The organism is Pseudomonas sp. GL_117 (genome assembly GCF_057835125.1).
Map to the genome: position 1 here is coordinate 5,286,449 of NZ_CM174418.1, position 25,568 is coordinate 5,312,016.

Consider the following 25,568-nt stretch of genomic DNA (forward strand, 5'->3'; position numbering starts at 1 on the left):
GCTCCATCATTCTTATTCGGCGGATTCTACAGCGGCAATCATGCGCACCACATCGACCGTCTCGGCGACATCATGTACACGCAAGATGCGTGCGCCCTTAGTCACGGCAAGCGCCGCAAGCGCCAGGCCACCATATAACCGCTCACCCACTGGACGATTCAATGCCAGCCCTATCATGCTCTTGCGCGAAACCCCAACCAACAAGGGACGACCAAGCGCATGGAGAGACTCCATGTGTTTAAACAGACTCAAATTATGTTGCAGGGTCTTGGCGAAGCCAAACCCAGGATCAAGGATGATCTTCTCGGGAGCGATGCCTACTCCGGCGCACTGAGCGATCCGCTCAGCCAGGAAACTGCTCACCTCACCAACGAGATCGTCGTAGTGCGGATTGTCCTGCATATTTCCAGGCTCCCCTAGCATGTGCATCAGGCACACCGGCAGACCGGTGGCTGCTGCCGCATCCAGGGCACCGTCACGCCGCAAGGAACGCACGTCGTTGATAAGTCCAGCCCCCAGCCGCGCGGTTTCGCGCATCACCGCCGGGGTCGAGGTATCAACCGAGATAATGACATCCAGCTCCTGGGCGATGCGCTCGACAATCGGTGCAACCCGCTCCAACTCCTCCAAGGGAGAAACCACGCGAGCACCGGGACGGGTGGACTCCCCACCCACATCGATCAAGGTCGCACCGGCCAACACCATCGCCTCGGCGTGGCGCAACGCAGCATCAAGCTGGCTGAAGCGACCACCATCAGAGAAGGAATCAGGAGTGACATTAAGAATGCCCATGACATGCGTATGGGCCAAATCAAGAACCCGATTGCCGCAAGGCAACCGGGTGGAGGACAACACAGAAGTCATTTCAAACCTTAATGGTCAGCCGCAGGGCCGCCGATCGGGGTTTCAGGGCGTTCATTCTGGACCACTGGCGGAGTACCCGAAGTACCCGAACCACCTTCCCAATCGCGCGGCTCACGCGGTGTGCGGCCAGCCATGATGTCGTCGATCTGGTCGGCATCGATGGTTTCGTACTTCATCAGCGCGTCAGCCATCGCGTCGAGCTTGTCGCGGTTATCGGTCAGGATCTGCTTGGCCGTGCCGTAGCACTGGTCAATGATGCTGCGCACTTCGGAGTCGATCAGCTTGGCTGTCTCAACGGAGAAGCTAGCGCTTTGACCGCCGCCGCCACGACCCAGGAACACCTCACCTTCTTCCTCGGCATACATCAAAGGACCGAGTTTTTCCGACAAGCCCCACTTGGTCACCATGTTTCGCGCAATCTGGCTGGCACGCATGATGTCGTTGGACGCGCCGGTGGTCACACCGTCAAAGCCCAGGGTCATTTCTTCCGCGATACGGCCGCCGTACAGTGAGCAGATCTGGCTGATCAGCGCACGCTTGGAAAGGCTGTAGCGATCCTCTTCCGGCAGGAACATGGTGACACCCAGGGCCCGACCGCGAGGAATGATCGATACCTTGTAGACCGGGTCATGCTCTGGCACAACGCGACCAACAATGGCGTGACCGGCTTCGTGATAAGCAGTGTTCTGCTTTTCTTTCTCGGACATGACCATGGATTTGCGCTCGGCGCCCATCATGATCTTGTCTTTCGCCAGTTCGAACTCTTTCATTTCGACGATGCGCTTGCCGGTACGGGCCGCAAACAGCGAAGCCTCGTTAACCAGGTTGGCCAGGTCAGCACCGGAGAAGCCAGGAGTACCACGGGCAATCACGGCCGGAGCCACGTCGTCGCCCATCGGCACTTTGCGCATATGCACTTTGAGAATCTGCTCACGACCACGGATGTCCGGCAAGCCAACCACGACCTGGCGGTCGAAACGGCCCGGACGCAGCAACGCAGGGTCCAATACGTCCGGACGGTTGGTAGCAGCGATGACAATGATGCCATCATTCATTTCAAAGCCGTCCATCTCAACCAGCAGTTGGTTGAGGGTCTGCTCACGCTCATCATGACCGCCGCCCATGCCGGCGCCACGATGGCGACCAACGGCGTCGATTTCATCGATGAAGATAATGCAAGGTGCGTGCTTCTTGGCCTGCTCGAACATATCGCGAACACGGCTGGCGCCGACACCGACAAACATCTCGACGAAGTCAGAACCGGAAATGGTGAAGAACGGCACTTTCGCTTCGCCGGCAATCGCCTTGGCCAGCAAGGTTTTACCCGTACCTGGCGGGCCTACCATCAGCACACCACGTGGAATGCGACCACCCAGGCGCTGGAACTTGCCCGGATCGCGCAGGAACTCGACCAACTCACCCACTTCTTCCTTGGCTTCATCGCAACCGGCAACGTCAGCCAGGGTGGTCTTCACCTGATCTTCGGAGAGCAGGCGCGCCTTGCTCTTGCCAAAGCTCATCGGCCCGCCCTTGCCTCCCGCACCACCTTGCATCTGGCGCATGAAGAACATGAACACGGCAATAATCACCAGGATCGGGAAACTGGCGACCAGGAGCTGGGTCCAGATGCTCTGCTGCTCAGGCTGCTTGCCTTCGACCACGACGTGGTTGTCCACCAGATCGCCGATCAGACCGTTGTCCGGAATGTTCGGACGAATGGTCTTGAAGCTATCGCCGTCGTTGCGCTTGCCGTTGATCACAAAGCCATCAATCGCTACACGCTCGACCTTGCCATCCTTGACTTGCTGGATGAAGTCGGAGTAGTTGAGGGTCTGCGGCTCGTTAGGGCTGGAGAAGTTGTTCATCACCGTCACAAGGACAGCCGCGATGATCAACCACAGGATCAGATTCTTTGCCATATCGTTCAATTAACTACCCTCTGAAGCAAGCTCCGCTACTGGCGCGCGCTTCGCATGATATTCACCGGCCTAACTTACTACATTACCTACAACTCTGGCAGGCGCCGTCTGTAACCCTTTGTGAAACTTTGACTACACAATATTCGTAAAGCTTCGTGACGAAAGCGACATAAAAAAACCTATCGCCCTCCTCGACTTTCTCAAAAACGCTCTTCACTCGTCGCACCTTCGACGCCACGGAAGCCACGGCACAGCAGGTATTGCTCTCTGGACCGGTCCCGGGAAGAGTCTGGCTTACGCGTCTGCACCTTATCGAACAACTTGCGTATGTTCTTGTGGTACTCGTCGAAACCTTCACCCTGGAAGACCTTCACCAGGAAATCGCCACCGGGACGCAATACCCGACCCGCCAAATCCAGTGCCAGCTCGCAAAGGAACATTGCACGCGGCATATCGACGGCCGGTAATCCACTCATATTGGGGGCCATGTCGGAAATCACAAGGTCTACCTGCGAATTTCCCACAGCCTCAAGGATTTGGGCGAGCACCGTGTCCTGGGTAAAGTCACCATGAACAAAGGTCACGTCCGGGATGCTGTCCATCTCGAGGATGTCGGAAGCGATAAGGCGACCTTGCCCACCAATCAGACGACTGGTCACCTGGGACCAGCCACCAGGGGCTGCACCAAGATCGATAACGCTCATGCCTGGACGAATCAGCTTGTCCTTGTCCTGGATCTCCAGCAGCTTGTAGCTGGCACGGGAACGATAGCCGTCCTTTTGCGCCTTTTTGACGTAAGGATCGTTGAAATGCTCTTGCAGCCACTTGAGGCTAGTTTTGGAACGGGCCACGGGCCACCTCGAAAATAAAACGGGTTGTGATTAACTGGGCGGTCCCGGACTCGCTCGGGTAAACTGGCCGCCGCTTTTTACAAGATCAGACGCAGGGGTCAGATTATGCCGCTCACTCAAGAGCAGAAGAAACAGTACAAATCCATTGGCCACCATCTGAAACCAGTTCTGATTGTGGCAGACAACGGTTTGACTGAAGGTGTGTTAGCCGAACTTGAACGCGCATTGGGCGATCACGAACTGATCAAGATCAAGGTCAACATCCTTGACCGCGAAGCGCGCCTGGCCGCCATTGCAGAACTGTGCAAGGTGGGCAAGGCCGACCTGGTTCAGGTCATCGGCAAGATGGCGCTGCTGTATCGCAAGAACTTCAGCGTCAACAAGCAGCTGTCGAACGTTCATCGCTTCAAATGATTCAAAGGGTCACGGGCGTGCTTCGCGCGCCCTGCCGCTCCATCCCGGTGCAGGTTGCACAACCAGGACCAAGCCAGAGAACCCTAGCACAAGATAGCTGAACAACTGCCAGCGCAACGCTTCCGGCAGCCAGACATGCACGATGCAAAACATTGCACACGCATACAGCGCCATCAACAGCAGTTGGCCGCGAATATCCCGCCACAAACTCCCCCAGCCTTCGGCCTTGACCAGCACCAACGCCTGGAGTGTCACGCACGCCGCCGCAAAACCCACCAGCAGCGCACTCAGTAATCCGTCGATCTCATCGATCAGCAACGGTGCCAGGCCTATCAGGCCCAGCGCCGGTAAAACACCAATGTGCAACAACCACAGGCCACCCACCCAAAGCATCTGGGAGAGCTGCCATAGCATGGCGCCCGCACGGAGCGGGCGCCGCCTTTCAGACGTGACGAACTTCAACAATCTCGTACTCGATCACGCCACCCGGCGTCTTGACGGCCACCACATCACCCTCTTCCTTGGCAATCAAGGCGCGGGCCAGCGGTGAACCGACGGAGATCTTGCCGAGCTTGAAGTCAGCTTCGTCCTCGCCAACGATGTGGTAGACCACACTTTCGTCAGTCTCGACATTGGCGATTTCCACGGTCGTGCCGAAAATCACCTTGCCGGTCTTCGGAATGGTCGTCACGTCGATCACCACCGAGTTCTGCAGGCGGCCTTCGATGTCACGGATCCGCGCCTCAACCATACCCTGCTGCTCGCGAGCAGCGTGGTATTCAGCGTTTTCCTTCAAGTCACCCAGCTCGCGGGCCGTACCGATGTCCTGGCTCAGCTTTGGACGGACGACCTTGGTCAGATGGGCGTGTTCCTCTTCCAGGGCCTTGAAGCCCTGGACGGTCATTGGGTATTTGGTCATGCCTTCAATCCTGCGTGTAGATCCTGCAAGCGACGCACGGTCTTTTCCGGACCGAACTTGAGCGCTTCGCAGATAGCTTCGCCAGCAGCAATGGTGGTGGTGCAGTAGATCTTGTGCTGCAAGGCGTTACGACGAATGGAGTAGGAATCCGCGATCGACTGGCGACCTTCAGTGGTGTTGATGATCAAGGTGACTTCGTCGTTCTTGATCATGTCGACCACGTGCGGACGGCCTTCCGTCACCTTGTTCACGCGACGCACTTTCAGACCGGCAGCCTCGATCAGCTTGGCGGTCCCGGCAGTGGCCACGACTTCGAAGCCCAAGTTGATCAGATCACGGGCAACGCCTGCAACCAGTGGCTTGTCGTCATCACGCACGCTGATGAACGCAGTACCGCCGGTCGGCAGCACTTCGCTGGCGCCCATCTGGGCCTTGGCGAATGCTTCACCGAAGGTATCGCCCACACCCATCACTTCACCAGTGGACTTCATTTCAGGGCCCAGGATCGGGTCCACACCAGGGAATTTGGCGAATGGGAACACCGCCTCTTTCACGCTGTAGAAGTTCGGGATGATTTCCTTGGTGAAGCCGATTTCCTTCAGGGTCTTACCAGCCATCACACGGGCAGCGATCATGGCCAGGGACACACCGATGCATTTGGAAACAAACGGCACGGTACGCGAAGCGCGCGGGTTGACCTCAATAACGTAGATGTCTTCGCCTTGCAGCGCCAACTGTACGTTCATCAGGCCGACCACACCCAGCTCCAGGGCCATTTTCTTGACCTGTTCGCGCATCTCGTCCTGGATGTGCACCGGCAGCGAGTACGGCGGCAGCGAGCACGCGGAGTCACCGGAGTGAACGCCAGCCTGTTCGATGTGCTGCATGATCGCGCCGATCACCACGTCGGTGCCGTCGCAAACAGCGTCCACGTCCATTTCGATGGCGCAGTTGAGGAAGTGGTCCAGCAGCACCGGGCTGTCATTGGACACTTTCACGGCGTCACGCAGGTAACGCTTGAGCTCTTCTTCTTCGTAGACGATTTCCATCGCCCGACCGCCCAGTACGTAGGACGGACGCACCACCAGCGGGTAGCCGATCTTGCTGGCTGCACGGATGGCCTCGTCTTCGCTGCGCACAGTGGCGTTTGGCGGCTGACGCAGGTTCAGGCGCTCAACCATTTGCTGGAAGCGCTCACGGTCTTCGGCACGGTCGATGGCGTCAGGGCTTGTACCGATGATCGGCACGCCAGCCGCTTCAAGGGCGCGAGCCAGTTTCAGCGGGGTTTGGCCGCCGTACTGGACGATCACGCCTTTGGGCTTCTCGACGCGTACGATTTCCAGCACGTCTTCCAGGGTCACTGGTTCGAAGTACAGGCGATCAGAAGTGTCGTAGTCGGTGGAAACAGTTTCCGGGTTGCAGTTGACCATGATGGTCTCGTACCCGTCTGCGCGCAGGGCCAGAGCGGCGTGTACGCAGCAGTAGTCGAACTCGATGCCTTGGCCGATACGGTTTGGACCGCCGCCCAGGATCATGATCTTGTCGCGACCCGACGGCGCCGCTTCGCACTCTTCCTCGTAGGTGGAGTACAGGTACGCGGTATCGGTGGAGAACTCGGCAGCGCAGGTGTCAACGCGCTTGTAGACCGGGAAGATCTCCAGCTTGTGGCGATGGGTCCGCAGGTTTTTCTCGGTCACACCCAGCAGCTTGGCCAGACGCTGGTCGGAGAAACCTTTGCGCTTGAGGCGGAACATCATGTCGCGGTCGATGCTGGCCAGACCCAGGGTCTTGACCTTCTCTTCTTCCTTGATCAGATCTTCGATCTGCACCAGGAACCACGGGTCGATCATGTTCATGCCGAAGATGTCTTCGACGGACAGGCCGGCACGGAAGGCATCAGCCACGTACCAGATACGCTCGGCGCCCGGCACGGTCAGCTCGCGCTTGAGCACGCTCATGCTTTCCGGGTTGCTCAGGTCGAGCTTCTCGTCCAGGCCACAAACGCCCACTTCCAGGCCGCGCAGGGCTTTCTGCAAGGATTCCTGGAACGTACGGCCGATGGCCATGACTTCACCCACGGATTTCATCTGGGTGGTCAGGCGCGCGTCAGCCTTGGCGAACTTCTCGAAGGCGAAACGTGGCAGCTTGGTCACGACGTAGTCGATGGACGGCTCGAAGGACGCCGGAGTCTTGCCGCCGGTGATGTCGTTCGACAGCTCATCCAGGGTGTAACCCACCGCCAGCTTGGCCGCGACCTTGGCAATCGGGAAGCCGGTGGCTTTCGAGGCCAGAGCCGAAGAGCGGGATACACGCGGGTTCATTTCGATCACGACCATGCGGCCGGTGTTCGGGCAGATGCCGAACTGAACGTTGGAACCGCCGGTTTCCACGCCGATCTCGCGCAGTACCGCCAGGGAGGCGTTACGCAGGATCTGGTATTCCTTGTCGGTCAGGGTCTGCGCTGGAGCCACAGTGATCGAGTCACCAGTGTGCACGCCCATCGGGTCAAAGTTTTCGATGGAGCAGACGATGATGCAGTTGTCCTTCTTATCGCGGACAACCTCCATCTCATATTCTTTCCAACCGATCAGGGATTCGTCGATCAGCAGCTCTTTGGTCGGCGACAGGTCCAGGCCGCGGGCGCAGATTTCTTCGAATTCTTCACGGTTGTAAGCGATACCGCCACCCGTGCCGCCCATGGTGAAGGACGGACGGATGATGCACGGGAAGCCCAGGGTCTCGAGGACCGCGTTGGCCTCTTCCATGCTGTGGGCGATACCGGAACGCGGGCACGCCAGGCCGATGGATTTCATCGCCTTGTCGAAACGCGAACGGTCTTCAGCCTTGTCGATGGTGTCGGCGTTGGCACCGATCATCTCTACGCCGAACTTTTCCAGGACGCCTTCGCGCTCCAGGTCCAGGGCGCAGTTCAGGGCAGTCTGGCCACCCATGGTTGGCAACAGTGCGTCCGGACGCTCTTTCTCGATGATCTTGGCAACGGTTTGCCACTTGATCGGCTCGATGTAGGTGGCGTCGGCCATGTCCGGGTCGGTCATGATGGTGGCCGGGTTGGAGTTCACCAGGATGACGCGGTAGCCCTCTTCGCGCAGGGCTTTGCAGGCCTGGGCGCCGGAGTAGTCGAATTCGCAGGCCTGGCCGATAACGATCGGGCCAGCGCCAAGAATCAGGATGCTTTTTATGTCTGTACGTTTTGGCATGGGTTTGTCACTCAAATCCGCAGGTCAGTCGGCAAGCCGTCTTGAACAATCTTTGAAGAGCCTGCGGGGGCCACCGAGGTACGGGGCCGCCCGCAGGCCACTCAGTCAGCGTCGCTTGGCCATCTCATTGATGAAACGGTCGAACAGCGGCGCTACGTCGTTCGGGCCCGGGCTCGCTTCTGGGTGGCCCTGGAAGCTGAACGCGCTCTTGTCGGTGCGCTCGATGCCTTGCAGGGAGCCGTCGAACAGCGACTTGTGAATGGCGCGGACATTGCCCGGCAAAGTCGCTTCATCCACTGCAAAACCGTGGTTCTGGCTGGTGATCATGACGACGCCAGTGTCCAAGTCCTGCACAGGGTGGTTGGCACCGTGGTGGCCGTGCCCCATTTTCAGGGTCTTGGCGCCGGAGGCCAGGGCCAGCAGTTGGTGACCGAGGCAGATGCCGAACACCGGGATCTCGGTTTCCAGCACGTCCTTGATCGCCTGGATGGCGTAGTCGCACGGCTCAGGGTCGCCCGGGCCGTTGGACAGGAACACGCCGTCCGGTTGCAGGGCCAAGACATCGCTGGCCGGGGTTTGCGCCGGCACCACGGTCACGCGGCAGCCGCGCTCGACCAGCATGCGCAGGATGTTGTACTTGACGCCGTAGTCGTAGGCCACAACGTGGTAAGGCAGCTCGGCGGCCTCGATGGTCGCGTGACTGTCGGTCTTCAATTCCCAGACAGTGGAGCGCCACTCATACGATTCCTTGGTACTGACCACTTTTGCCAGGTCCATGCCTTTCAGGCCAGGGAAACCCTGCGCAGCAGCAATTGCAGCAGCTTCGGAAATATTGTCACCGACCATGATGCAGCCGTTCTGCGAGCCTTTTTCACGCAGGATGCGTGTCAGGCGGCGCGTGTCGATACCGGCGATCGCCACAACATTGTTGGCTTTCAGGTAATCGGACAGCGACATCGTGTTACGCCAGTTGCTCGCAACCAGTGGCAGGTCACGAATCACCAGACCAGCCGACCAGACACGATCAGACTCGACGTCTTCCGGTGTAGTACCGGTGTTGCCGATGTGTGGATAGGTCAGGGTAACGATCTGTTGGGCGTAGGAAGGATCGGTAAGGATTTCCTGATAGCCGGTCATGGCGGTGTTAAACACCACCTCTCCAACGGTCTGACCGTCGGCTCCAATGGCTTCGCCGCGAAAAATGCTGCCATCAGCAAGGGCGAGTATGGCTGGCTTAGTCAAGAAGACCTCCCGTAAATAAAGCCTGAAAGGGCGATCGCAGGTTGTAAAAAAGCGGAGTGACGTATGGACACGTCACCCCGCTTCTTCACTGAATTATTCTGCGCGCTTTTAGTGGACACACTAAAGCTGTAGCTTACAGAAAAAGGCTTTTTGGGTCCACCGCTAATGAGCCTAAAAGGCAGGGGAATGCGACAGGACGTCGCTTAGCGGGTAAAAACGGGGCCTCAGGGTAATCCTGACGCTCCGTTTTAGCTACTGATTAGTGCAGATCCAGCACATCACGCATGTCATACAGCCCCGGCTCACGGCCGTCCAACCAGAGCGCAGCACGTACCGCACCCTTGGCAAAGGTCATGCGGCTGGATGCCTTGTGCGTGATCTCCAGACGCTCGCCCTCGGTGGCGAACAGCACCGTGTGATCACCGACCACATCGCCACCGCGCACGGTCGCAAAGCCGATGGTGTCACGCGCACGCGCACCGGTATGGCCTTCACGACCGTACACCGCGACCTTCGACAGATCACGACCCAACGCATCGGCAATTGCCTCACCCATGCGCAGCGCAGTGCCCGAGGGCGCATCGATCTTGTGACGGTGATGGGTTTCGATAATCTCGATGTCCGCCTCATCTCCCAGCACCCGCGCTGCCAGATCCAGCAACTTGAGCGACAGATTCACGCCGACACTGAAATTGGCCGCGAACACGACAGGAATTTCCTTGCCCGCCTCCACCAGCACCTGCTTCTGTTCAGCACTCAAGCCCGTAGTACCGATGACCATGGCCTTGCCCGCCTTGCGGCAGAACGCCAGGTTCTTCAGCATCACGTCCGGCAGGGTGAAGTCGATCAGGACGTCAAATTCATCCGCCACCTGCTCCAGGCTGCCCGACAGCGAAACGCCGATCCGACCCAACGAGGCCAACTCACCGGCGTCCGCACCGATCAACGTGCTGCCGGGGCGAACGATCGCCGCCGTCAGCCCGGAAACCGGCGAGCGCTGCTGCACCGCCTCGATCAGCGTCTTGCCCATGCGCCCGGCAGCGCCCATTACGGCTATACGTCGCATATTCATTCCTTACAGGTCGCCGAAGAAGCGCTTCACGCCATCGAAAAAGCCTGTGGTTTTCGGCGAATGGGAGTCATCACCTTCCAGCGAACTGCGGAACTCTTCAAGCAACTCGCGCTGACGACGATTCAGATTGACCGGCGTTTCAACCGCCACACGACACATCAGGTCGCCAGCACCGCCACCGCGCACCGGCGCAACGCCTTTGCCACGGATACGGAACTGCTTGCCGGTCTGAGTCCCCTCAGGGATCTTCAGCTTGACCCGACCATCCAGCGTCGGAATCTCCAGCTCGCCACCCAGCGCCGCATCCACAAAGCTGATCGGCACTTCGCAGAACAGGTGCTTGCCATCACGCTGGAAGATCGAGTGCTCGCGCACATTGATCACCACGTACAGGTCGCCCGTTGGCCCGCCCTGGGTGCCCGCTTCGCCCTCACCCGACAGGCGGATGCGATCACCGGTATCCACGCCCGCCGGCACTTTCACCGACAGCGTCTTGTACTCTTCGACACGCCCTTCGCCGTGGCAGGAATCGCACGGGTCGGAAATGATCTTGCCCTGGCCATGGCAACGCGGGCAGGTCTGCTGCACCGAGAAGAAGCCCTGCTGCATGCGAACCTGACCAATACCGCCGCACGTCGGGCAAGTGATCGGCGAGGAGCCTTTCTTGGCACCCGAGCCGTCGCACGGCTTGCAGTTAACCAGTGTCGGCACACGAATGTTGACGCTGGTGCCGCGCACGGCCTCTTCCAGGTTCAGCTCGAGGGTATAGCGCAAGTCGCTGCCACGCTGGGCCCCGCCACGCTGACCGCCACGGCCACCGCCGAAGAAATCGCTGAACACATCGCCGAAAATATCGGAGAAATTCTGACCACCAAACCCGGCACCACCGCCACCCATGCTCGGGTCGACGCCGGCATGGCCATACTGGTCGTAGGCCGCACGCTTATTGGGATCAGACAAGCATTCGTAGGCCTCGTTGGCCTCTTTGAACATCTCTTCGGATTCTTTGCTATCCGGATTACGGTCCGGGTGGTGCTTCATCGCCAGGCGACGGTAGGCCTTCTTCAGGTCCGCATCGCTGGAGCCGCGCTCCACACCCAACACTTCGTAATAGTCACGCTTTGCCATAAGTCTTTGCACTCTTGTAGGACGTTCAGCCAGACCCTCCTGAGCCTTGCCAAACTCGTTGAGCCCCAATACAGGCCCGGACCCAACTCACGTCAATTCAACGATCCTGGTCATAACTACTTTTAGCCAGGGACCTGGCCAAAAATGCGGTATTTACTGCTCGGAAAGCAGGAGCATTCCCGATCACACCGCCAGCATCCGAGCGATGTCGCATGCTGTAAAAATTCCCATACCCCAGACACGCCAACGCGGGAGCAAGCTCCCGCGCGGCGACATCCTACCAGTCACCGCTTGATAGCGGTCAACCGGACGAGCAACTTACTTCTGCTCTTTGACTTCTTCGAACTCAGCATCAACCACGTCATCGTGCTTGGCTTCAGGCTCTGCCTGTTGCGCGCCGCCCTCAGGCTGAGCCTGTTGTTCGGCGTACATCTTCTGAGCAACCGGCGCGGAGACTTTCGACAGCTCCTCAACCTTGGCATCGATGGCAGCCTTGTCGTCGCCTTTGATGGCGGCTTCAAGGGCAACCACGGCAGCTTCGATCGCGGTCTTCTCTTCGGCAGTCACTTTGTCGCCAGCATCAACGACCATTTTGCGCGTCGAGTGAACCAGTGCATCACCCTGGTTACGGGCAGCGGCCAGCTCTGCAAACTTGGCGTCCGCGTCAGCGTTGGCTTCAGCATCACGAATCATCTGTTGAATTTCTTCATCAGACAGACCGGAGTTGGCCTTGATCGTGATCTTCTGCTCTTTGCCGGTAGCCTTGTCTTTCGCACCAACGTGCAGGATGCCGTTGGCGTCGATGTCGAAGGTCACTTCGATTTGTGGCACGCCACGTGGTGCTGGTGGAATCTCGGCCAGGTCGAACTTGCCCAGGGACTTGTTCTGCGCAGCCTGCTTACGCTCACCTTGCAGCACGTGAATGGTCACAGCGCCCTGGTTGTCATCGGCAGTCGAGAACACTTGCGATTTCTTGGTAGGAATCGTGGTGTTTTTCTCGATCAGCGCAGTCATCACGCCACCCATGGTTTCGATACCCAGGGTCAGCGGGCTGACGTCCAGCAGCAACACGTCTTTCACGTCGCCGGCCAATACCGCGCCCTGGATAGCAGCACCCATGGCAACCGCTTCGTCCGGGTTCACGTCTTTACGTGCTTCTTTACCGAAGAACTCGGTTACTTTTTGCTGTACCAGCGGCATGCGAGTCTGGCCGCCGACCAGGATCACGTCGTTGATGGAACCAACGTCGATACCGGCATCTTTCAATGCAATGCGGCAAGGCTCGATGGTGCGCTGAACCAGGTCTTCGACCAGCGATTCCAACTTGGCGCGAGAAATCTTCACGTTCAAGTGTTTAGGACCGGTGGCGTCTGCAGTGATGTACGGCAGGTTCACGTCGGTCGCATTGCTGGACGACAATTCGATCTTGGCTTTTTCAGCAGCTTCTTTCAGACGCTGCATCGCCAGCGGATCACCCTTGAGGTTCATGCCGCTTTCTTTCTTGAATTCGTCGACGAGGTAGTCGATCAGACGAATGTCAAAGTCCTCACCACCCAGGAAGGTGTCGCCGTTGGTGGCCAACACTTCGAACTGGTGCTCGCCGTCAACTTCAGCGATCTCGATCACGGAGACGTCGAAAGTACCACCACCCAGGTCATAAACGATCACGGTGTGGTCGCCTTTGGCCTTGTCCATACCGTAAGCCAGAGCGGCCGCGGTAGGTTCGTTGATGATACGCTTTACGTCCAGGCCCGCGATACGGCCGGCGTCTTTGGTTGCCTGACGCTGGCTGTCGTTGAAGTAGGCCGGAACGGTGATGACCGCTTCAGTCACTGGCTCGCCGAGGTAGTCTTCGGCGGTTTTCTTCATCTTTTTCAAGACTTCAGCCGAGATCTGCGGTGCAGACATCTTGTTGCCGTTTACTTCAACCCAGGCGTCACCGTTGTCAGCCTTGGCGATTTTGTACGGAACCATCTTGATGTCTTTCTGCACGACTTCTTCGTCGAACTTACGACCGATCAGACGTTTTACCGCGTACAGAGTGTTGTGCGGGTTGGTGACAGCCTGGCGCTTGGCCGACTGACCTACAAGAATTTCACCGTCATTGGCGTAAGCAATGATCGACGGCGTGGTACGCGCGCCTTCGGCGTTTTCGATAACTTTAGCTTTACCGTTTTCCATAACGGAGACACACGAGTTGGTGGTCCCCAGGTCGATACCGATGATTTTGCCCATGATTTACTCTCCCGAAACTTGAATTTGGTTGCCGCAGCAGTGGTGGCTAACTGCGGTAGCACTTAAACGCTTGACTTATAGATGGGGGCCTTGCGGCGAATTTCAAGCCTGCTCATCAATAGAAGGTGCAACAGGTGCCGGCGTCTTGCTTACCACCACCATTGCCGGGCGCAACAAGCGACCGTTGAGCAGATAACCCTTCTGGAACACTTTCAACACACTGTTCGGTTCAAGGTCATGGCTTTCCTGCATGGCCATGGCCTGGTGATGCTCAGCGTTGAACGGCTCGCCGCCTTGCGGATCAATCGCCTCCAACTGATAACGCTTCAGGGTGTCCTGGAACATTTTCAGGGTCAGCTCGATCCCTTCACGCATTGGGCGGATGTTTTCATCGTCCGGGTTGGACAAATCAAGGCCACGTTCCAGGCTGTCGATAATCGGCAGCAGGTCGCCAGCGAATTTTTCCAGCGCGAACTTGTGAGCCTTCTCCACATCCTGCTCGGCACGGCGGCGGACGTTCTGCAGATCGGCGGCAACACGCAGAGCCTGATCATTCGCCGCAGCCAATTGCTCTTCGAGCACTTGCACACGCGTTGCCAGCTCATCACCGACAGCCGAATTGGCGTCTGGAGTTTGCGTATCCTGCGTCTGTTCGTCAGCCATAGTTTTCTCCTTTCAAAATCATGCGCGAACTCAACTCGCGCTTCTGTTCCGGTATATGGGGCCACAATTTCCAGGTTCAAGGGCCAGAGCGTTACCAAAAGTCGTTCACGTGCTCCCGATCAGTTCCTGCACGATCATTCCTCATCGCGCTAAAAAAAACAGCCGATCAAGCAAATCGAGCTAAGCATCAGGATTGTCAGCCCAGAACAAAACACTGTATAAATAACCAGACCTAACGCCTGGGAGCGCCCTCATGCTCGTGCACCTGTCTGTACATAACTACGCCATCGTTGAACACCTGGATCTCGAACTGGATCGCGGAATGAGCGTAATCACGGGCGAAACCGGCGCCGGTAAATCAATCATGCTCGACGCCCTGGGCCTGACCCTCGGTGACCGCGCCGACAGCGGCGTGGTGCGCCCGGGCGCAGACAAGGCCGACATCCTCGCGACCTTCGACCTGGCAGACATTCCCGAGGCTGAAGCCTGGCTGGCCGAACGCGACCTTAATAATGACGGTCCATGCATCCTGCGCCGGGTCATCACCGCCGAAGGCCGCTCACGTGGCTATATCAATGGCACGCCCTGCCCCCTTGGCGACCTGAAAGCCCTGGGCGAGTTGCTGATCGACATCCACAGCCAACACGAACACCAGTCCCTGCTGAAAACCGACACCCATCGTCGCCTGCTTGACGAGTACGCCGGCGCCACCGACCTTGCGCGACAAGTGCAACTGGCCGCCCAACGCTGGCGCCAAACCCGCCAGGAACTGGAACGCCTTTCCAATTCCGGCGACGAACAGCGTGCTCGCCACCAGCTACTCAGCTATCAACTCGAAGAACTCGAAAGCCTGGGCCTGGGCGAGACCGAACTGGAACAGCTTGAGCAGGAACACAAAAACCTGACCAACGCCGAAACCCTGCTGGGTATTTGCCGCCAGGTGGTCGAGCAGTGCAGCGAAAGCGACTCCGGCAATGTGCTCAACGCACTGACCGCCAGCCTCAATCGCCTGTCCAGCGTTAACAACGCCTCTGGCTCCCTTTGCGAAGCGACCACCCTGCTGACCAGCGCCCAGATTCAAGTGGAAGAAGCCGTCGGCGAGCTGAATCGCTTCCTCGACCATTTCGACGCCGACCCGGCACGACTGCAGGAAATCGAAGAGCGCCTGGACACTATCTATACCCTGGCGCGCAAACATCGAATCCAGCCCACCGAAGTGGCAGCGATGCAGCAGAAGCTGCTGGATGAAATCGAAACCCTGAATGCCAATGACGAATCCATCGAGCGACTCGGCGATGAGCTCGCCTCTTTCGCCCGCCACTATCAAGAGAAGGCCCGCGAACTAAGCGACCTGCGCCAACAGGCCGCCACCAGCCTCGCCGGCGCAGTGGAACTGGAAATCCAGCGCCTGGGCATGCCAGGCGGACGCTTCACCATCGAGCTACGCGCCAACTCCAACGCCGAACTGCAACCTCACGGCCTTGAACAGGTAGAACTACTGGTCAGCGCCAACCCTGGGCAGCCGCTCAAGGCACTGGCAAAAGTGGCGTCCGGCGGCGAGCTCTCCCGGATCAGCCTGGCCATCCAGGTCATCACCGCACAGACATCTCGCGTGCCAACGCTGGTATTCGATGAAGTGGACGTGGGGATTGGTGGGCCGACGGCGGAAATTGTGGGCCAACTGCTACGCCGACTGGGAGATCGCGGTCAGGTACTTACCGTCACTCACCTACCGCAAGTGGCGGCCCAGGGGCATCAACACCTGTTCGTGCACAAAGTCCGCGGTAGCGATGCGACGCACACGGCCGTGTCCAAGCTGAACAAATCGGAACGCGTGGAAGAAGTAGCACGGATGCTCGGCGGCATCGACTTGACCAAGGAGTCCTTGGCGCACGCGAAAAAAATGGTAGTGGCGTCGAAGGCCTGACCTGACGCTTTTACCTTTATATAGAACGCACGAAGGCGACCCCAGGGTCGCCTTCGTGCGTTTCGCAGAACAAATCTGCGCTATTTTTACTTTTTCTTACGGATGTACAACACGAGATTATGGTCAATCAAATCGAAGCCATGCTCTTCAGCTATTTTGTGCTGGAGCGCTTCGATTTCCGGACTGGTGAACTCGACAACCTCGTTGGTATCCAGGTTAACCATGTGATCGTGATGACCACCGTCAGCCAGTTCAAATACCGCATGACCGCCGTCGAAATTATGACGAACCACCAGCCCTGCGGCTTCAAACTGGGTCAGCACACGGTAAACCGTGGCTAGGCCAACGTCCTCGTTAGACTCCATCAGCGCCTTGTAGACATCTTCAGCACTCATGTGACGCTGCTCAGCAGAATCGAGCATTTGTAGAATCTTGACTCGTGGCAGAGTCACTTTAAGACCGGCTTTACGTAGTTCGCTATTTTCAACCATGGTTAGCTTTCTCGCGGATGCTGCTTCGCAGCTTCTCTTAATACGGGTATGATCGGCGTTTACGTTGTCCCAGCCAAGATAGTGGAAGTCGCCCACCGATGCAAAACACCAAGCTCTTGCTAACCAGTTTCACCTTTGTGGGACTGCTCGCACTCGCCGGTTGTTCATTCCCCGGGGTTTACAAAATCGACATCCAGCAGGGCAATGTCGTCACGCAGGACATGATAGACCAGTTACGCCCGGGAATGACCCGACGGCAAGTACGGTTTATCATGGGTAACCCCCTGCTGACCGACACTTTCCATGCTGATCGCTGGGATTATCTCTACAGCATCCAACCTGGTGGCGGTGAGCGCCAGCAGGAACGCGTCAGCGTCATTTTTAATGGCAACGACCAGCTTGTGAGCCTGTCCGGTGACTTCATGCCTGGCGTAAGCCGCGATGAAGCCTTGCTCGGCAAGGACAACGGCACCAACGTCACTGCGCCAGCGCAGGAAGCCGAGAAGCCCAAGTCCGAAGTCCCTGCCAAACCAGGCTCTCTGCTCGACAAGATCCAGAAAGACGTCGACGGCGTGGAAACTGTTCCAGTCCCAACACCACAGCCTCTGGACACCAGCCCGCAGTAAGTGTGCGGCGCTCAAAAAAGCCCGGCATGCCGGGCTTTTTGTTGCCTGCTGCCTGGCAAGCTCAGGAGTTCTGTTGCCGGGCCAAGGCCGCCTTGGCTGCACGCAGCCTACGCACCTCCTTAGGATCCGCCAGCAAGGGCCGGTAGATCTCAATCCGATCACCCGCCTGTACGGCGCGCACCTCTGGGTCCGCAACGACCTTGCCGAATATTCCCAAGGGACAATCAGCCAGATTCAGCTCGGGAAATTGCGCCGCAATCCCCGAAGCCTGCACCGCCGCCCGCAGGCTGGTGCCGGGCGCCACTGCCATCGCCAGCAAGACCTGGCGATCCACGGAGGCATACACCACTTCAATCTCAACCATGCAGTTGCTTGGCTCGCTGACAGAACGCGTCCACCAACGTATTGGCCGCCTGGTTGAACAAAGGGCCCAGTGTCGCGCGAACAAGCGGCCCCGCGTAATCAAAAGAAAGATCCAGGCTGATCTTGCAAGCCTTGTCAGTCAGCGCCTTGAATACCCATACGCCATGTAACTGGGTGAACGGCCCTTCCTGCAGATTCATCTCGATGGATTTCCCGGGCACCAACACGTTACGCGTAACAAAGTGCTGGCCAATGCCCCCTTTCGCCACACCAACGCTGGCAACCATATGCTCATCACTGCTTTCAAGCACCTCGGCCGCCGAGCACCAGGGCAGGAATTCCGGGTAACGCGCCACGTCGTTGACCAGGTCATAGAGCGCTTGCGCCGGATAAGGCAACAAGGCCGAACGTTGAATATGCGTCGTCATGTGAGCGTTATTTCCACTGCTGAGGCAAACATCGCGAAACAACAGCCCGATCCGCGAGAGAAAAAAACCAAAGAACTGCCCGTATTGTCCGGGATTCATCCAACACGCTCAAGCACGCAGGTTGACCGTAGCCGACTCGCTCGCAACTCCCTATAATGCCGCCCCTATGGCTAAACAAAAGAAACACCCCACAGGGACCATCGCGCAAAATAAAAAGGCGCGACACGATTACTTCATCGAACATCGGTTCGAGGCTGGTCTGGTCCTGGCCGGCTGGGAAGTAAAAAGTCTGCGTGCCAACAAGCTGCAACTGGTCGACAGCTACGTGCTGCTCAAGGATGGCGAGGCGTGGCTGCTGGGCAGTCATATCACCCCGCTGACCACCGCGAGCACCCACGTGATTGCCGACCCGGTGCGCACGCGCAAACTGTTGCTCAATGCGCGCGAACTGGAAAAACTCGCCGCCGCCGTACAGCAGAAAGGCTATGCCTGCGTCTGCCTGTCCTGGTATTGGAGCAAGCACCTGGTCAAATGCGAGATCGCACTCGGCAAGGGCAAGAAGGAATACGACAAGCGCGATACCGAGCGTGAACGCGACTCCAATCGCGAGCTGCACCGCGCCGTGCGCAACAAGGGCAAGGAAGAGTAATCCTTGCAGCGATGTAGCCTTGGGTGCATCACCCTTGGCTACATGCCTTTACGCCGCTCAGCCCGCGCAACCCGCTGAACCTCCTGACGCACCTCTTCCAACACTTCCTGCACGTACTGCAGATGACGCGTGGAAACCTCACGCGCCGCCTCGGCCCGCCCCTCGATAATCGCCAGATACAAATCCCGGTGCTGACTGATCAGCATGTCACGGGTTTCCGTACGCTGCTGATACATCCCGCCGATATTGGTCACCACATTGCGCTTGAGCAAATCGAACAGCCCGCGGATGGTGTGCAGCAACACGGCGTTATGACTGGCCTCGGCAATCGCCAGGTGAAAGCTCGCATCCGCCGCCCCCTCCTCCGCCCGACTGACCTCATCGACCCGCGAGTAGCAATCCTGCAACGCATTAAACGCCGCTGTCAGCCGTTCACGGTCAACCTCGGTGGCGCGCAACGATGCGTAATACGCACATGACGCCTCAAGCGTCTGGCGAAACTCCAACAGATCCCGTTGCGCCTCGGGGTTGTTCTCCAACAGGTGCAACAGCGGATCACTGAACGTAGACCCCAACGATTCAGCGACATAGTTACCCCCGCCCTGGCGACTGACCAGCAGACCCTTGGCCGCGAGCTTCTGGATCGCCTCGCGCAACGACGGTCGCGACACGCCAAACCGCTCCGCCAATGCGCGCTCGGCTGGCAAGCGCTCGCCCGACTTCAGCGTGCCCTCAAGGATCATGCCCTCAAGCTGCTCGACAATATCGTCGGACAAACGGCGCTGACGCACCTGATCAAACCCCATAACTCACTCTCCACCATCCCGACCACTCGCCGGGCCCTCTATTCTCGCCTATCGCAGCGCTTGCAGCACCTATCAGAGCGCCTCGGATTTATCCGATCAGATCCCCTCGCCCAACTTCCTACGACGAAAGTTTCGCAGGCGGCAAATTGACACATCCCCCGAAGGCTTTTAACCTAGCCAACAGCGATTGTAAATTGGTATTACCAATTAGCCAAATCGACTAAACAGTGCCTGACCAACAACAATTAGGGGCCACCCCATATGCAAACTTGGCAACAGCTCTACAGCCCGCTCGGCAGCCTCGGCCTGTCCGCACTGGCCGCCGTCATTCCCATCGTATTCTTCTTCCTGGCCCTGGCCGTGTTTCGCCTCAAAGGCCACGTAGCCGGCAGCATCACGCTGGCCCTCTCGATCCTGGTGGCGATCTTTGCCTTCCAAATGCCGGTGGACATGGCGTTCGCCGCAGCCGGTTACGGTTTTGCCTATGGCCTGTGGCCGATCGCGTGGATCATCGTCGCCGCCGTGTTCCTCTACAAACTGACCGTCAAGAGCGGCCAGTTCGAGGTCATCCGCAGTTCGGTCCTGTCGATCACCGACGACCAGCGCTTGCAAGTGCTGCTGATCGGCTTCTGCTTCGGCGCCTTCCTCGAAGGGGCTGCCGGTTTCGGCGCGCCCGTGGCGATCACCGCCGCGCTATTGGTGGGCCTGGGTTTCAACCCGCTGTACGCGGCCGGCCTGTGCCTGATTGCCAACACCGCACCGGTGGCGTTCGGCGCCTTGGGGATCCCGATCATCGTGGCAGGCCAGGTAACCGGCATCGACGCGTTCAAAATCGGCGCCATGACTGGTCGCCAACTGCCGCTACTGTCGCTGTTCGTACCGTTCTGGCTGGTGTTCATGATGGACGGCCTGCGCGGCGTTCGCGAAACCTGGCCCGCGGCACTGGTCGCAGGCTTGAGCTTTGCGATCACGCAGTACTTCACATCCAACTTCATTGGCCCGGAACTGCCGGACATCACCTCGGCCCTGGCCAGCCTGATTTCCCTGACCCTGTTCCTGAAGGTCTGGCAACCCAAGCGCACCGCGGGCGCGCAGATTGCTGGCGCCACCGCCGGCGCCACTGTCACCGCCAGTGCCGGCGGTTTCGGTCAACCACGCACCACGGTTGCATCGCCCTACAGCCTGGGGGAAATTTTCAAGGCATGGTCGCCGTTCCTGATCCTCACCGTACTGGTGACTATCTGGACCCTCAAACCGTTCAAGGCCATGTTCGCTGCGGGCGGCTCGATGTACAGCTGGGTCTTCAACTTCGCGATTCCGCACCTGGACCAGATGGTAGTGAAGGTCGCCCCCATCGTGACCAACCCGACCGCGATCCCGGCAGTGTTCAAGCTGGACCCGATCTCGGCGACCGGCACGGCGATTTTCTTCTCCGCACTGATCTCGATGCTGGTACTGAAGATCAACATCAAAACTGGTCTTACCACTTTGAAAGAGACCTTCTATGAACTGCGCTGGCCGATCCTGTCCATCGGCATGGTGCTGGCCTTCGCCTTCGTCACCAACTACTCCGGCATGTCTTCGACCATGGCGTTGGTATTGGCCGGCACGGGCGCGGCATTCCCGTTCTTCTCGCCATTCCTCGGCTGGCTGGGCGTGTTCCTGACAGGCTCGGACACCTCGTCCAACGCCCTGTTCAGCTCGTTGCAAGCCACCACCGCACACCAGATCGGCGTCAATGACACCCTGCTGGTCGCGGCAAACACCAGCGGCGGCGTCACTGGCAAGATGATCTCGCCGCAATCGATCGCCGTGGCCTGCGCCGCCACCGGCCTGGTCGGCAAAGAGTCAGACCTGTTCCGCTTCACACTCAAGCACAGCCTGTTCTTTGCCACCATAGTCGGCCTGATCACCCTGGCCCAGGCCTACTGGTTCACCGGTATGCTGGTGCACTAAGACCTGCACGCAATAGAGTAAGAATCGACGCCGGACCACGGTTCCGGCGTCAGCTATTTCTGGAGGACCGATGAGCCTGCCTGCTGCTTTTCTGCGCGATGTCGCACAGCTGATCCCACAGGATCGACGCTTCGACGACCCACTTTCCACCCTCGCCTTCGGCACTGACGCCAGCTTTTACCGACTGATCCCACAGCTGGTTATCCGCGTGGAGTCAGAAGACGAAGTTGTCGCACTGCTTCAACTGGCCCAACGCGACCACGTCCCCGTCACTTTCCGCGCAGCCGGCACCAGCCTGTCCGGGCAAGCCATCAGCGACTCCGTGCTGATCGTATTGGGTGACAACTGGAACGGCCGCGAGATTCGCGGGCAAGGCACGCAAATCCGCCTGCAACCTGGCGTCATCGGCGCCCAGGCCAACGCGTGGCTGGCGCCATTCGGGCGCAAGATCGGGCCAGACCCGGCATCGATCAACGCCTGCAAAATTGGTGGCATCGTTGCCAACAACGCCAGCGGCATGTGCTGCGGCACGGCGCAAAACACCTATCACACCCTCGCCGGCATCCGCCTGGTACTCGCTGATGGCAGCCGCCTGGATACCGAAGACGCAAGCAGCATCGCGGCCTTTCGTGAACAACACGGCCCACTGCTTGAGCGCCTGGCAACACTGGGGCGCGAGACGCGGGCAAACGCTGAATTGGCGGCTAAGATCCGCCACAAATACCGTCTGAAAAACACCACCGGCCTGTCACTCAACGCCCTGGTGGATTTCGACGAACCGCTGGACATCCTCAGCCACCTGCTGGTGGGCTCCGAGGGCACCCTGGGCTTTATCAGCGCAGTAACCTACGACACAGTGGTCGACCATCCGAACAAAGCCTCGGCGCTGATTGTGTTCCCGGATGTGGAAACCTGCTGCAACGCGGTAACGGTACTGAAAACCCAACCGGTTTCAGCCGTTGAACTGCTGGACCGGCGCAGCATGCGCTCGGTACAGAACAAACCGGGCATGCCTGCTTTCGTACAACACCTCTCGGAAAATGCCTGCGCGCTGCTGATCGAATCCCGCGCCGCTTCGCCGTCACTGCTGCACGAGCAATTGGCATTGATCATGGCGTCCCTGGCCGCATTTGCGGTGGAAAAACAGGTCGACTTTACCGAAGACCCCGTGGAGAACGCCCGTCTGTGGGCGATCCGCAAAGACACCTTCCCAGCAGTGGGTGCCGTGCGCAAAACCGGCACTACAGTGATCATCGAAGACGTAACCTTCCCGGTCGAACAGCTGGCCATCGGTGTGAACCGCTTGATCGAACTGTTCGACAAACATCACTACGATGAAGCCATCCTTTTCGGACACGCCCTGGAAGGCAATCTGCACTTTGTATTCACCCAAGGCTTCAACAGTGCGCAGGAAGTCGCACGCTATCAAGCGTTCATGGATGACGTCGCCCAGTTAGTGGCCGTGGAATTCGGCGGTTCGCTGAAAGCCGAGCACGGCACGGGTCGCAACATGGCACCGTTTGTCGAACTGGAATGGGGCAGCGATGCCTATCAGTTGATGTGGCAACTCAAGCGCCTGCTCGACCCCAACGGCATCCTCAACCCGGACGTGGTACTCAGCGAAGACCCGCAGATCCACCTCAAACACCTCAAACCGCTGCCCGCCGCCGACGAGCTTGTGGATAAGTGCATCGAGTGCGGCTTCTGCGAGCCGGTGTGCCCGTCCAAAGGGCTGACGCTGAGCCCGCGCCAGCGCATCGTGATCTGGCGCGACATCCAGGCGAAGAAACGCGCTGGCGTCGACACCACCGAACTGGAAGCGGCCTACCACTACCAAGGCATCGAAACCTGCGCTGCCACCGGCCTGTGCGCCCAGCGTTGCCCTGTAGGAATCAACACTGGCGACCTGGTGAAAAAGCTGCGTAGTCGCGACGCCGACCGTACGAAAACCGCCGAATGGCTCGCTACCCATTTCGCCACCGCACTGCAAGGCGCGCGCTTTACCCTGCACGTGGCCAATGGCGCACGCATGCTGTTGGGCGCCCCGCGCCTGGCGAAACTGTCGGCCACGGTGACCAGGCTGTCGAAGGGGCAAATCCCACAATGGACCAACGCCATGCCGCAGCCGGAAAAGGCTATCCGCTTCAGTCCGCCGGTGACCGACGAGCGGCCACGCGTGGTCTATCTCGCGGCCTGCGTCTCACGCACCATGGGCCCGGCAGCCGGGGATAAAGAGCAGATGTCGCTGTACGACAAAACCCGCGGCCTGCTGGAAAAAGCCGGTTACCAGGTCGTCTTCCCCGACAACCAGGACAGCCTGTGCTGCGGCCAGCCCTTCGTCTCCAAAGGCTACGCCGAACAAGCCGAACACAAACGCCAGGAACTCATTGGCGCCCTGCTCCACGCCAGCCGTGGCGGGCTCGACCCGATCTATTGCGACACCAGCCCATGCACCCTGCGCCTGGTGCAAGACCTCGGCGAAACACGCCTGGACCTTTACGATCCGGTGCGTTTTATCCGCACCCACTTGATGGACCGCCTCGACTTCACGCCGCAAGACGCACCGATCGCCGTGCATGTCACCTGCAGCACCCAACACCTGGGCGAAAGCCAAGCGCTGATCGACCTGGCCCGACGCTGCTCCAACACGGTGGTCATCCCGGAAGGCATCCATTGCTGCGGCTTTGCCGGCGACAAGGGCTTTACCACGCCGCAACTCAACGCCCACTCACTGCGCTCCCTCAAGGACGCGGTGCAACATTGCAGCGAAGGCATCTCCACCAGCCGCACCTGCGAGATCGGCCTGAGCCAGCATGGCGGTATCGATTACCACGGCCTCGTGTACCTCGTGGATCGTGTCACACAGGCACGCGCCCATTGATCCGACAAAAAAAACAGAACCCCCGCGCACCCGCGTAGTCATCTAGATAGGCCTCGGCGAACGAGGCTCATCAGTGATGTCGCTGGCAGCCGTGAACGCCAGCAGCGTCGAGCCCTATTTGCGAGGAGATACCCCATGAAGCGTTCCGCTCTTGCTGGCTTGTTCATCACCGCTGCGATGCTGGCCTCCCCTGTTTTCGCCGCCGGAGACAAAGACCTCTGCGAAATCAACCTCAACAAAATCAACAACGGCAAGGCGCTGCTGGCCACCGACTCCAGCGGTAAAAGCGGCGAAATCGACACCGCCGTCGCCCAGGCCAAAGCCGCCCACGCTGCCGGCGATGAGAAAAATTGCATCGAGATCACCACCAAGGCGCTGCAAGACCTGCAAGACCTCGACAAAGGCGGTAAATAATCCCACAGCCGTGAGGCCAACCTTCGGGTTGGCCTTCCCGCGCTGTTTGGCGTACACTGCACAGGCTTGTCACTCACTATGAAACAACGAGTTACAAGCACGGGGCCGTTTAGGATTCGACGCCGGTCGCGAAACTTTAGGTGCATGCCGAGTTGGTAACAGAACTCGTAAATCCACTGTTGCAACTTCTTATAGTTGCCAATGACGAAAACTACGGCCAGGAATTCGCTCTCGCTGCGTAAGCAGCCTTAGCCCTGAGCTTCTGGTACCTTCGGGTCCAGCAATCACCAGGGGATGTCTGTAAACCCAAAGTGATTGTCATATAGAACAGAATCGCCGTGCAGTACGTTGTGGACGAAGCGGCTAAAACTTACACAACTCGCCCAAAGCACCCTGCCCTTCGGGTCGCTGAGGGTTAACTTAATAGAAACGGCTACGCATGTAGTACCGACAGCGGAGTACTGGCGGACGGGGGTTCAAATCCCCCCGGCTCCACCATTTG

General features: G+C 58.7%; 22 protein-coding genes and 1 other RNA gene. 8 read left to right on the forward strand and 15 right to left on the reverse strand.

What is annotated here, in order from left to right; translation table 11 throughout:
- Positions 1–12: 12 nt before the first annotated feature.
- The 3 genes from folP to rlmE form a co-directional block, all read right to left on the reverse strand.
- Positions 13–864, reverse strand: a complete 852-nt coding sequence (gene folP, locus AC3ISR_RS24100; RefSeq protein ID WP_226455729.1) for a dihydropteroate synthase — start codon at positions 862–864, stop codon at positions 13–15.
- Between the two features lie 8 nt (positions 865–872).
- Positions 873–2,783 (reverse strand): ATP-dependent zinc metalloprotease FtsH, encoded by a 1,911-nt coding sequence (gene ftsH, locus AC3ISR_RS24105; RefSeq protein ID WP_463984668.1) that lies wholly within the window; start codon positions 2,781–2,783, stop codon positions 873–875.
- Between the two features lie 200 nt (positions 2,784–2,983).
- On the reverse strand, positions 2,984–3,634 hold the full coding sequence (gene rlmE / locus AC3ISR_RS24110) for a 23S rRNA (uridine(2552)-2'-O)-methyltransferase RlmE (protein ID WP_192298922.1): 651 nt from the start codon (positions 3,632–3,634) through the stop codon (positions 2,984–2,986).
- 105 nt (positions 3,635–3,739) lie between these two features.
- Here rlmE and AC3ISR_RS24115 point away from each other — a divergent pair, with 105 nt between their 5' ends.
- The gene (locus AC3ISR_RS24115; protein WP_017139256.1) at positions 3,740–4,048 is read left to right on the forward strand and encodes a YhbY family RNA-binding protein; all 309 of its coding nucleotides are present in this window, start codon (positions 3,740–3,742) and stop codon (positions 4,046–4,048) included.
- 9 nt (positions 4,049–4,057) lie between these two features.
- Here the strand turns inward: AC3ISR_RS24115 and AC3ISR_RS24120 are convergent, their stop codons facing one another.
- The 8 genes from AC3ISR_RS24120 to grpE all read right to left on the reverse strand — a co-directional run bounded on the left by AC3ISR_RS24120 (position 4,058) and on the right by grpE (position 14,525).
- Complete coding sequence (locus tag AC3ISR_RS24120) at positions 4,058–4,462, reverse strand: MFS transporter (protein WP_192298923.1); 405 nt, start codon at positions 4,460–4,462, stop codon at positions 4,058–4,060.
- Positions 4,463–4,490: 28 nt separating this feature from the next.
- Positions 4,491–4,967, reverse strand: coding sequence for a transcription elongation factor GreA (gene greA, locus AC3ISR_RS24125; RefSeq protein WP_003235048.1), 477 nt, complete (start codon positions 4,965–4,967; stop codon positions 4,491–4,493).
- Positions 4,964–8,185: a carbamoyl-phosphate synthase large subunit gene (gene carB, locus AC3ISR_RS24130; RefSeq protein WP_192298924.1), complete on the reverse strand. Its 3,222-nt coding sequence runs from the start codon at positions 8,183–8,185 to the stop codon at positions 4,964–4,966. The genes greA and carB overlap by 4 nt, the downstream gene beginning before the upstream one ends.
- Before the next feature lie 105 nt (positions 8,186–8,290).
- A complete protein-coding gene (gene carA, locus AC3ISR_RS24135) occupies positions 8,291–9,427 on the reverse strand; it encodes a glutamine-hydrolyzing carbamoyl-phosphate synthase small subunit (RefSeq protein WP_192298925.1) in 1,137 nt (378 codons plus the stop codon).
- Positions 9,428–9,686: 259 nt separating this feature from the next.
- Positions 9,687–10,493: a 4-hydroxy-tetrahydrodipicolinate reductase gene (gene dapB, locus AC3ISR_RS24140; protein WP_192298926.1), complete on the reverse strand. Its 807-nt coding sequence runs from the start codon at positions 10,491–10,493 to the stop codon at positions 9,687–9,689.
- Between the two features lie 9 nt (positions 10,494–10,502).
- Entirely contained in the window at positions 10,503–11,627 is a 1,125-nt protein-coding gene (gene dnaJ / locus AC3ISR_RS24145) for a molecular chaperone DnaJ (protein ID WP_192298927.1), read from the reverse strand.
- 318 nt (positions 11,628–11,945) lie between these two features.
- Positions 11,946–13,862: a molecular chaperone DnaK gene (gene dnaK / locus AC3ISR_RS24150; protein WP_192298928.1), complete on the reverse strand. Its 1,917-nt coding sequence runs from the start codon at positions 13,860–13,862 to the stop codon at positions 11,946–11,948.
- Between the two features lie 102 nt (positions 13,863–13,964).
- Positions 13,965–14,525, reverse strand: a complete 561-nt coding sequence (grpE, locus tag AC3ISR_RS24155) for a nucleotide exchange factor GrpE (protein WP_192298929.1) — start codon at positions 14,523–14,525, stop codon at positions 13,965–13,967.
- 253 nt (positions 14,526–14,778) lie between these two features.
- On the opposite strand from grpE, the gene recN reads away from it, so the two are divergent.
- Positions 14,779–16,452: a DNA repair protein RecN gene (gene recN / locus AC3ISR_RS24160; protein WP_192298930.1), complete on the forward strand. Its 1,674-nt coding sequence runs from the start codon at positions 14,779–14,781 to the stop codon at positions 16,450–16,452.
- Positions 16,453–16,538: 86 nt separating this feature from the next.
- Here recN and fur read toward each other — a convergent pair whose 3' ends face one another.
- A complete protein-coding gene (fur, locus tag AC3ISR_RS24165; protein WP_192299108.1) occupies positions 16,539–16,943 on the reverse strand; it encodes a ferric iron uptake transcriptional regulator in 405 nt (134 codons plus the stop codon).
- Between the two features lie 98 nt (positions 16,944–17,041).
- On the opposite strand from fur, the gene AC3ISR_RS24170 reads away from it, so the two are divergent.
- Positions 17,042–17,569, forward strand: a complete 528-nt coding sequence (locus AC3ISR_RS24170; protein WP_192298931.1) for an outer membrane protein assembly factor BamE — start codon at positions 17,042–17,044, stop codon at positions 17,567–17,569.
- Positions 17,570–17,630: 61 nt separating this feature from the next.
- On the opposite strand, the gene AC3ISR_RS24175 is transcribed toward AC3ISR_RS24170, so the two are convergent.
- Both AC3ISR_RS24175 and AC3ISR_RS24180 read right to left on the reverse strand, forming a co-directional pair.
- The gene (locus AC3ISR_RS24175) at positions 17,631–17,933 is read right to left on the reverse strand and encodes an RnfH family protein (protein ID WP_463984669.1); all 303 of its coding nucleotides are present in this window, start codon (positions 17,931–17,933) and stop codon (positions 17,631–17,633) included.
- Positions 17,926–18,360: a type II toxin-antitoxin system RatA family toxin gene (locus AC3ISR_RS24180; RefSeq protein ID WP_017735533.1), complete on the reverse strand. Its 435-nt coding sequence runs from the start codon at positions 18,358–18,360 to the stop codon at positions 17,926–17,928. Before AC3ISR_RS24180 ends, AC3ISR_RS24175 begins: the two co-directional genes overlap by 8 nt.
- A gap of 166 nt (positions 18,361–18,526) precedes the next feature.
- Here AC3ISR_RS24180 and smpB point away from each other — a divergent pair, with 166 nt between their 5' ends.
- On the forward strand, positions 18,527–19,009 hold the full coding sequence (gene smpB / locus AC3ISR_RS24185; protein ID WP_192298933.1) for an SsrA-binding protein SmpB: 483 nt from the start codon (positions 18,527–18,529) through the stop codon (positions 19,007–19,009).
- A 38-nt stretch (positions 19,010–19,047) separates the two neighbouring features.
- Here the strand turns inward: smpB and AC3ISR_RS24190 are convergent, their stop codons facing one another.
- A complete protein-coding gene (locus AC3ISR_RS24190; RefSeq protein ID WP_192298934.1) occupies positions 19,048–19,815 on the reverse strand; it encodes a GntR family transcriptional regulator in 768 nt (255 codons plus the stop codon).
- Between the two features lie 261 nt (positions 19,816–20,076).
- Here AC3ISR_RS24190 and AC3ISR_RS24195 point away from each other — a divergent pair, with 261 nt between their 5' ends.
- The 4 genes from AC3ISR_RS24195 (at position 20,077) to ssrA (ending at position 25,564) form a co-directional block, all read left to right on the forward strand.
- Positions 20,077–21,771 carry a lactate permease LctP family transporter gene (locus tag AC3ISR_RS24195; RefSeq protein ID WP_192298935.1) on the forward strand — a complete coding sequence of 565 codons (1,695 nt, stop codon included), beginning with the start codon at positions 20,077–20,079 and terminating at the stop codon, positions 21,769–21,771.
- A gap of 70 nt (positions 21,772–21,841) precedes the next feature.
- Complete coding sequence (locus tag AC3ISR_RS24200) at positions 21,842–24,652, forward strand: FAD-binding and (Fe-S)-binding domain-containing protein (RefSeq protein ID WP_463984670.1); 2,811 nt, start codon at positions 21,842–21,844, stop codon at positions 24,650–24,652.
- A 135-nt stretch (positions 24,653–24,787) separates the two neighbouring features.
- On the forward strand, positions 24,788–25,066 hold the full coding sequence (locus AC3ISR_RS24205) for a hypothetical protein (protein ID WP_463984671.1): 279 nt from the start codon (positions 24,788–24,790) through the stop codon (positions 25,064–25,066).
- Positions 25,067–25,167: 101 nt separating this feature from the next.
- Positions 25,168–25,564: a transfer-messenger RNA gene (gene ssrA / locus AC3ISR_RS24210) on the forward strand.
- Positions 25,565–25,568 lie beyond the last annotated feature (4 nt).

Excerpts from the sequence above, each read along its gene's own strand:
- folP (WP_226455729.1), bottom strand. The coding sequence starts at position 864 with ATGACTTCTGTGTTGTCCTCCACCCGGTTGCCTTGCGGCAATCGGGTT.
- dnaJ (WP_192298927.1), bottom strand. The coding sequence starts at position 11,627 with ATGGCAAAGCGTGACTATTACGAAGTGTTGGGTGTGGAGCGCGGCTCC.
- AC3ISR_RS24190 (WP_192298934.1), bottom strand. The coding sequence starts at position 19,815 with ATGGGGTTTGATCAGGTGCGTCAGCGCCGTTTGTCCGACGATATTGTC.
- recN (WP_192298930.1), top strand. The coding sequence starts at position 14,779 with ATGCTCGTGCACCTGTCTGTACATAACTACGCCATCGTTGAACACCTG.
- AC3ISR_RS24175 (WP_463984669.1), bottom strand. The coding sequence starts at position 17,933 with ATGGTTGAGATTGAAGTGGTGTATGCCTCCGTGGATCGCCAGGTCTTG.
- grpE (WP_192298929.1), bottom strand. The coding sequence starts at position 14,525 with ATGGCTGACGAACAGACGCAGGATACGCAAACTCCAGACGCCAATTCG.
- AC3ISR_RS24115 (WP_017139256.1), top strand. The coding sequence starts at position 3,740 with ATGCCGCTCACTCAAGAGCAGAAGAAACAGTACAAATCCATTGGCCAC.
- dapB (WP_192298926.1), bottom strand. The coding sequence starts at position 10,493 with ATGCGACGTATAGCCGTAATGGGCGCTGCCGGGCGCATGGGCAAGACG.
- AC3ISR_RS24195 (WP_192298935.1), top strand. The coding sequence starts at position 20,077 with ATGCAAACTTGGCAACAGCTCTACAGCCCGCTCGGCAGCCTCGGCCTG.
- fur (WP_192299108.1), bottom strand. The coding sequence starts at position 16,943 with ATGGTTGAAAATAGCGAACTACGTAAAGCCGGTCTTAAAGTGACTCTG.
- AC3ISR_RS24170 (WP_192298931.1), top strand. The coding sequence starts at position 17,042 with ATGCAAAACACCAAGCTCTTGCTAACCAGTTTCACCTTTGTGGGACTG.
- smpB (WP_192298933.1), top strand. The coding sequence starts at position 18,527 with ATGGCTAAACAAAAGAAACACCCCACAGGGACCATCGCGCAAAATAAA.
- dnaK (WP_192298928.1), bottom strand. The coding sequence starts at position 13,862 with ATGGGCAAAATCATCGGTATCGACCTGGGGACCACCAACTCGTGTGTC.
- AC3ISR_RS24200 (WP_463984670.1), top strand. The coding sequence starts at position 21,842 with ATGAGCCTGCCTGCTGCTTTTCTGCGCGATGTCGCACAGCTGATCCCA.
- carB (WP_192298924.1), bottom strand. The coding sequence starts at position 8,185 with ATGCCAAAACGTACAGACATAAAAAGCATCCTGATTCTTGGCGCTGGC.
- greA (WP_003235048.1), bottom strand. The coding sequence starts at position 4,967 with ATGACCAAATACCCAATGACCGTCCAGGGCTTCAAGGCCCTGGAAGAG.
- AC3ISR_RS24120 (WP_192298923.1), bottom strand. The coding sequence starts at position 4,462 with ATGCTATGGCAGCTCTCCCAGATGCTTTGGGTGGGTGGCCTGTGGTTG.
- ftsH (WP_463984668.1), bottom strand. The coding sequence starts at position 2,783 with ATGGCAAAGAATCTGATCCTGTGGTTGATCATCGCGGCTGTCCTTGTG.
- AC3ISR_RS24180 (WP_017735533.1), bottom strand. The coding sequence starts at position 18,360 with ATGACGACGCATATTCAACGTTCGGCCTTGTTGCCTTATCCGGCGCAA.
- AC3ISR_RS24205 (WP_463984671.1), top strand. The coding sequence starts at position 24,788 with ATGAAGCGTTCCGCTCTTGCTGGCTTGTTCATCACCGCTGCGATGCTG.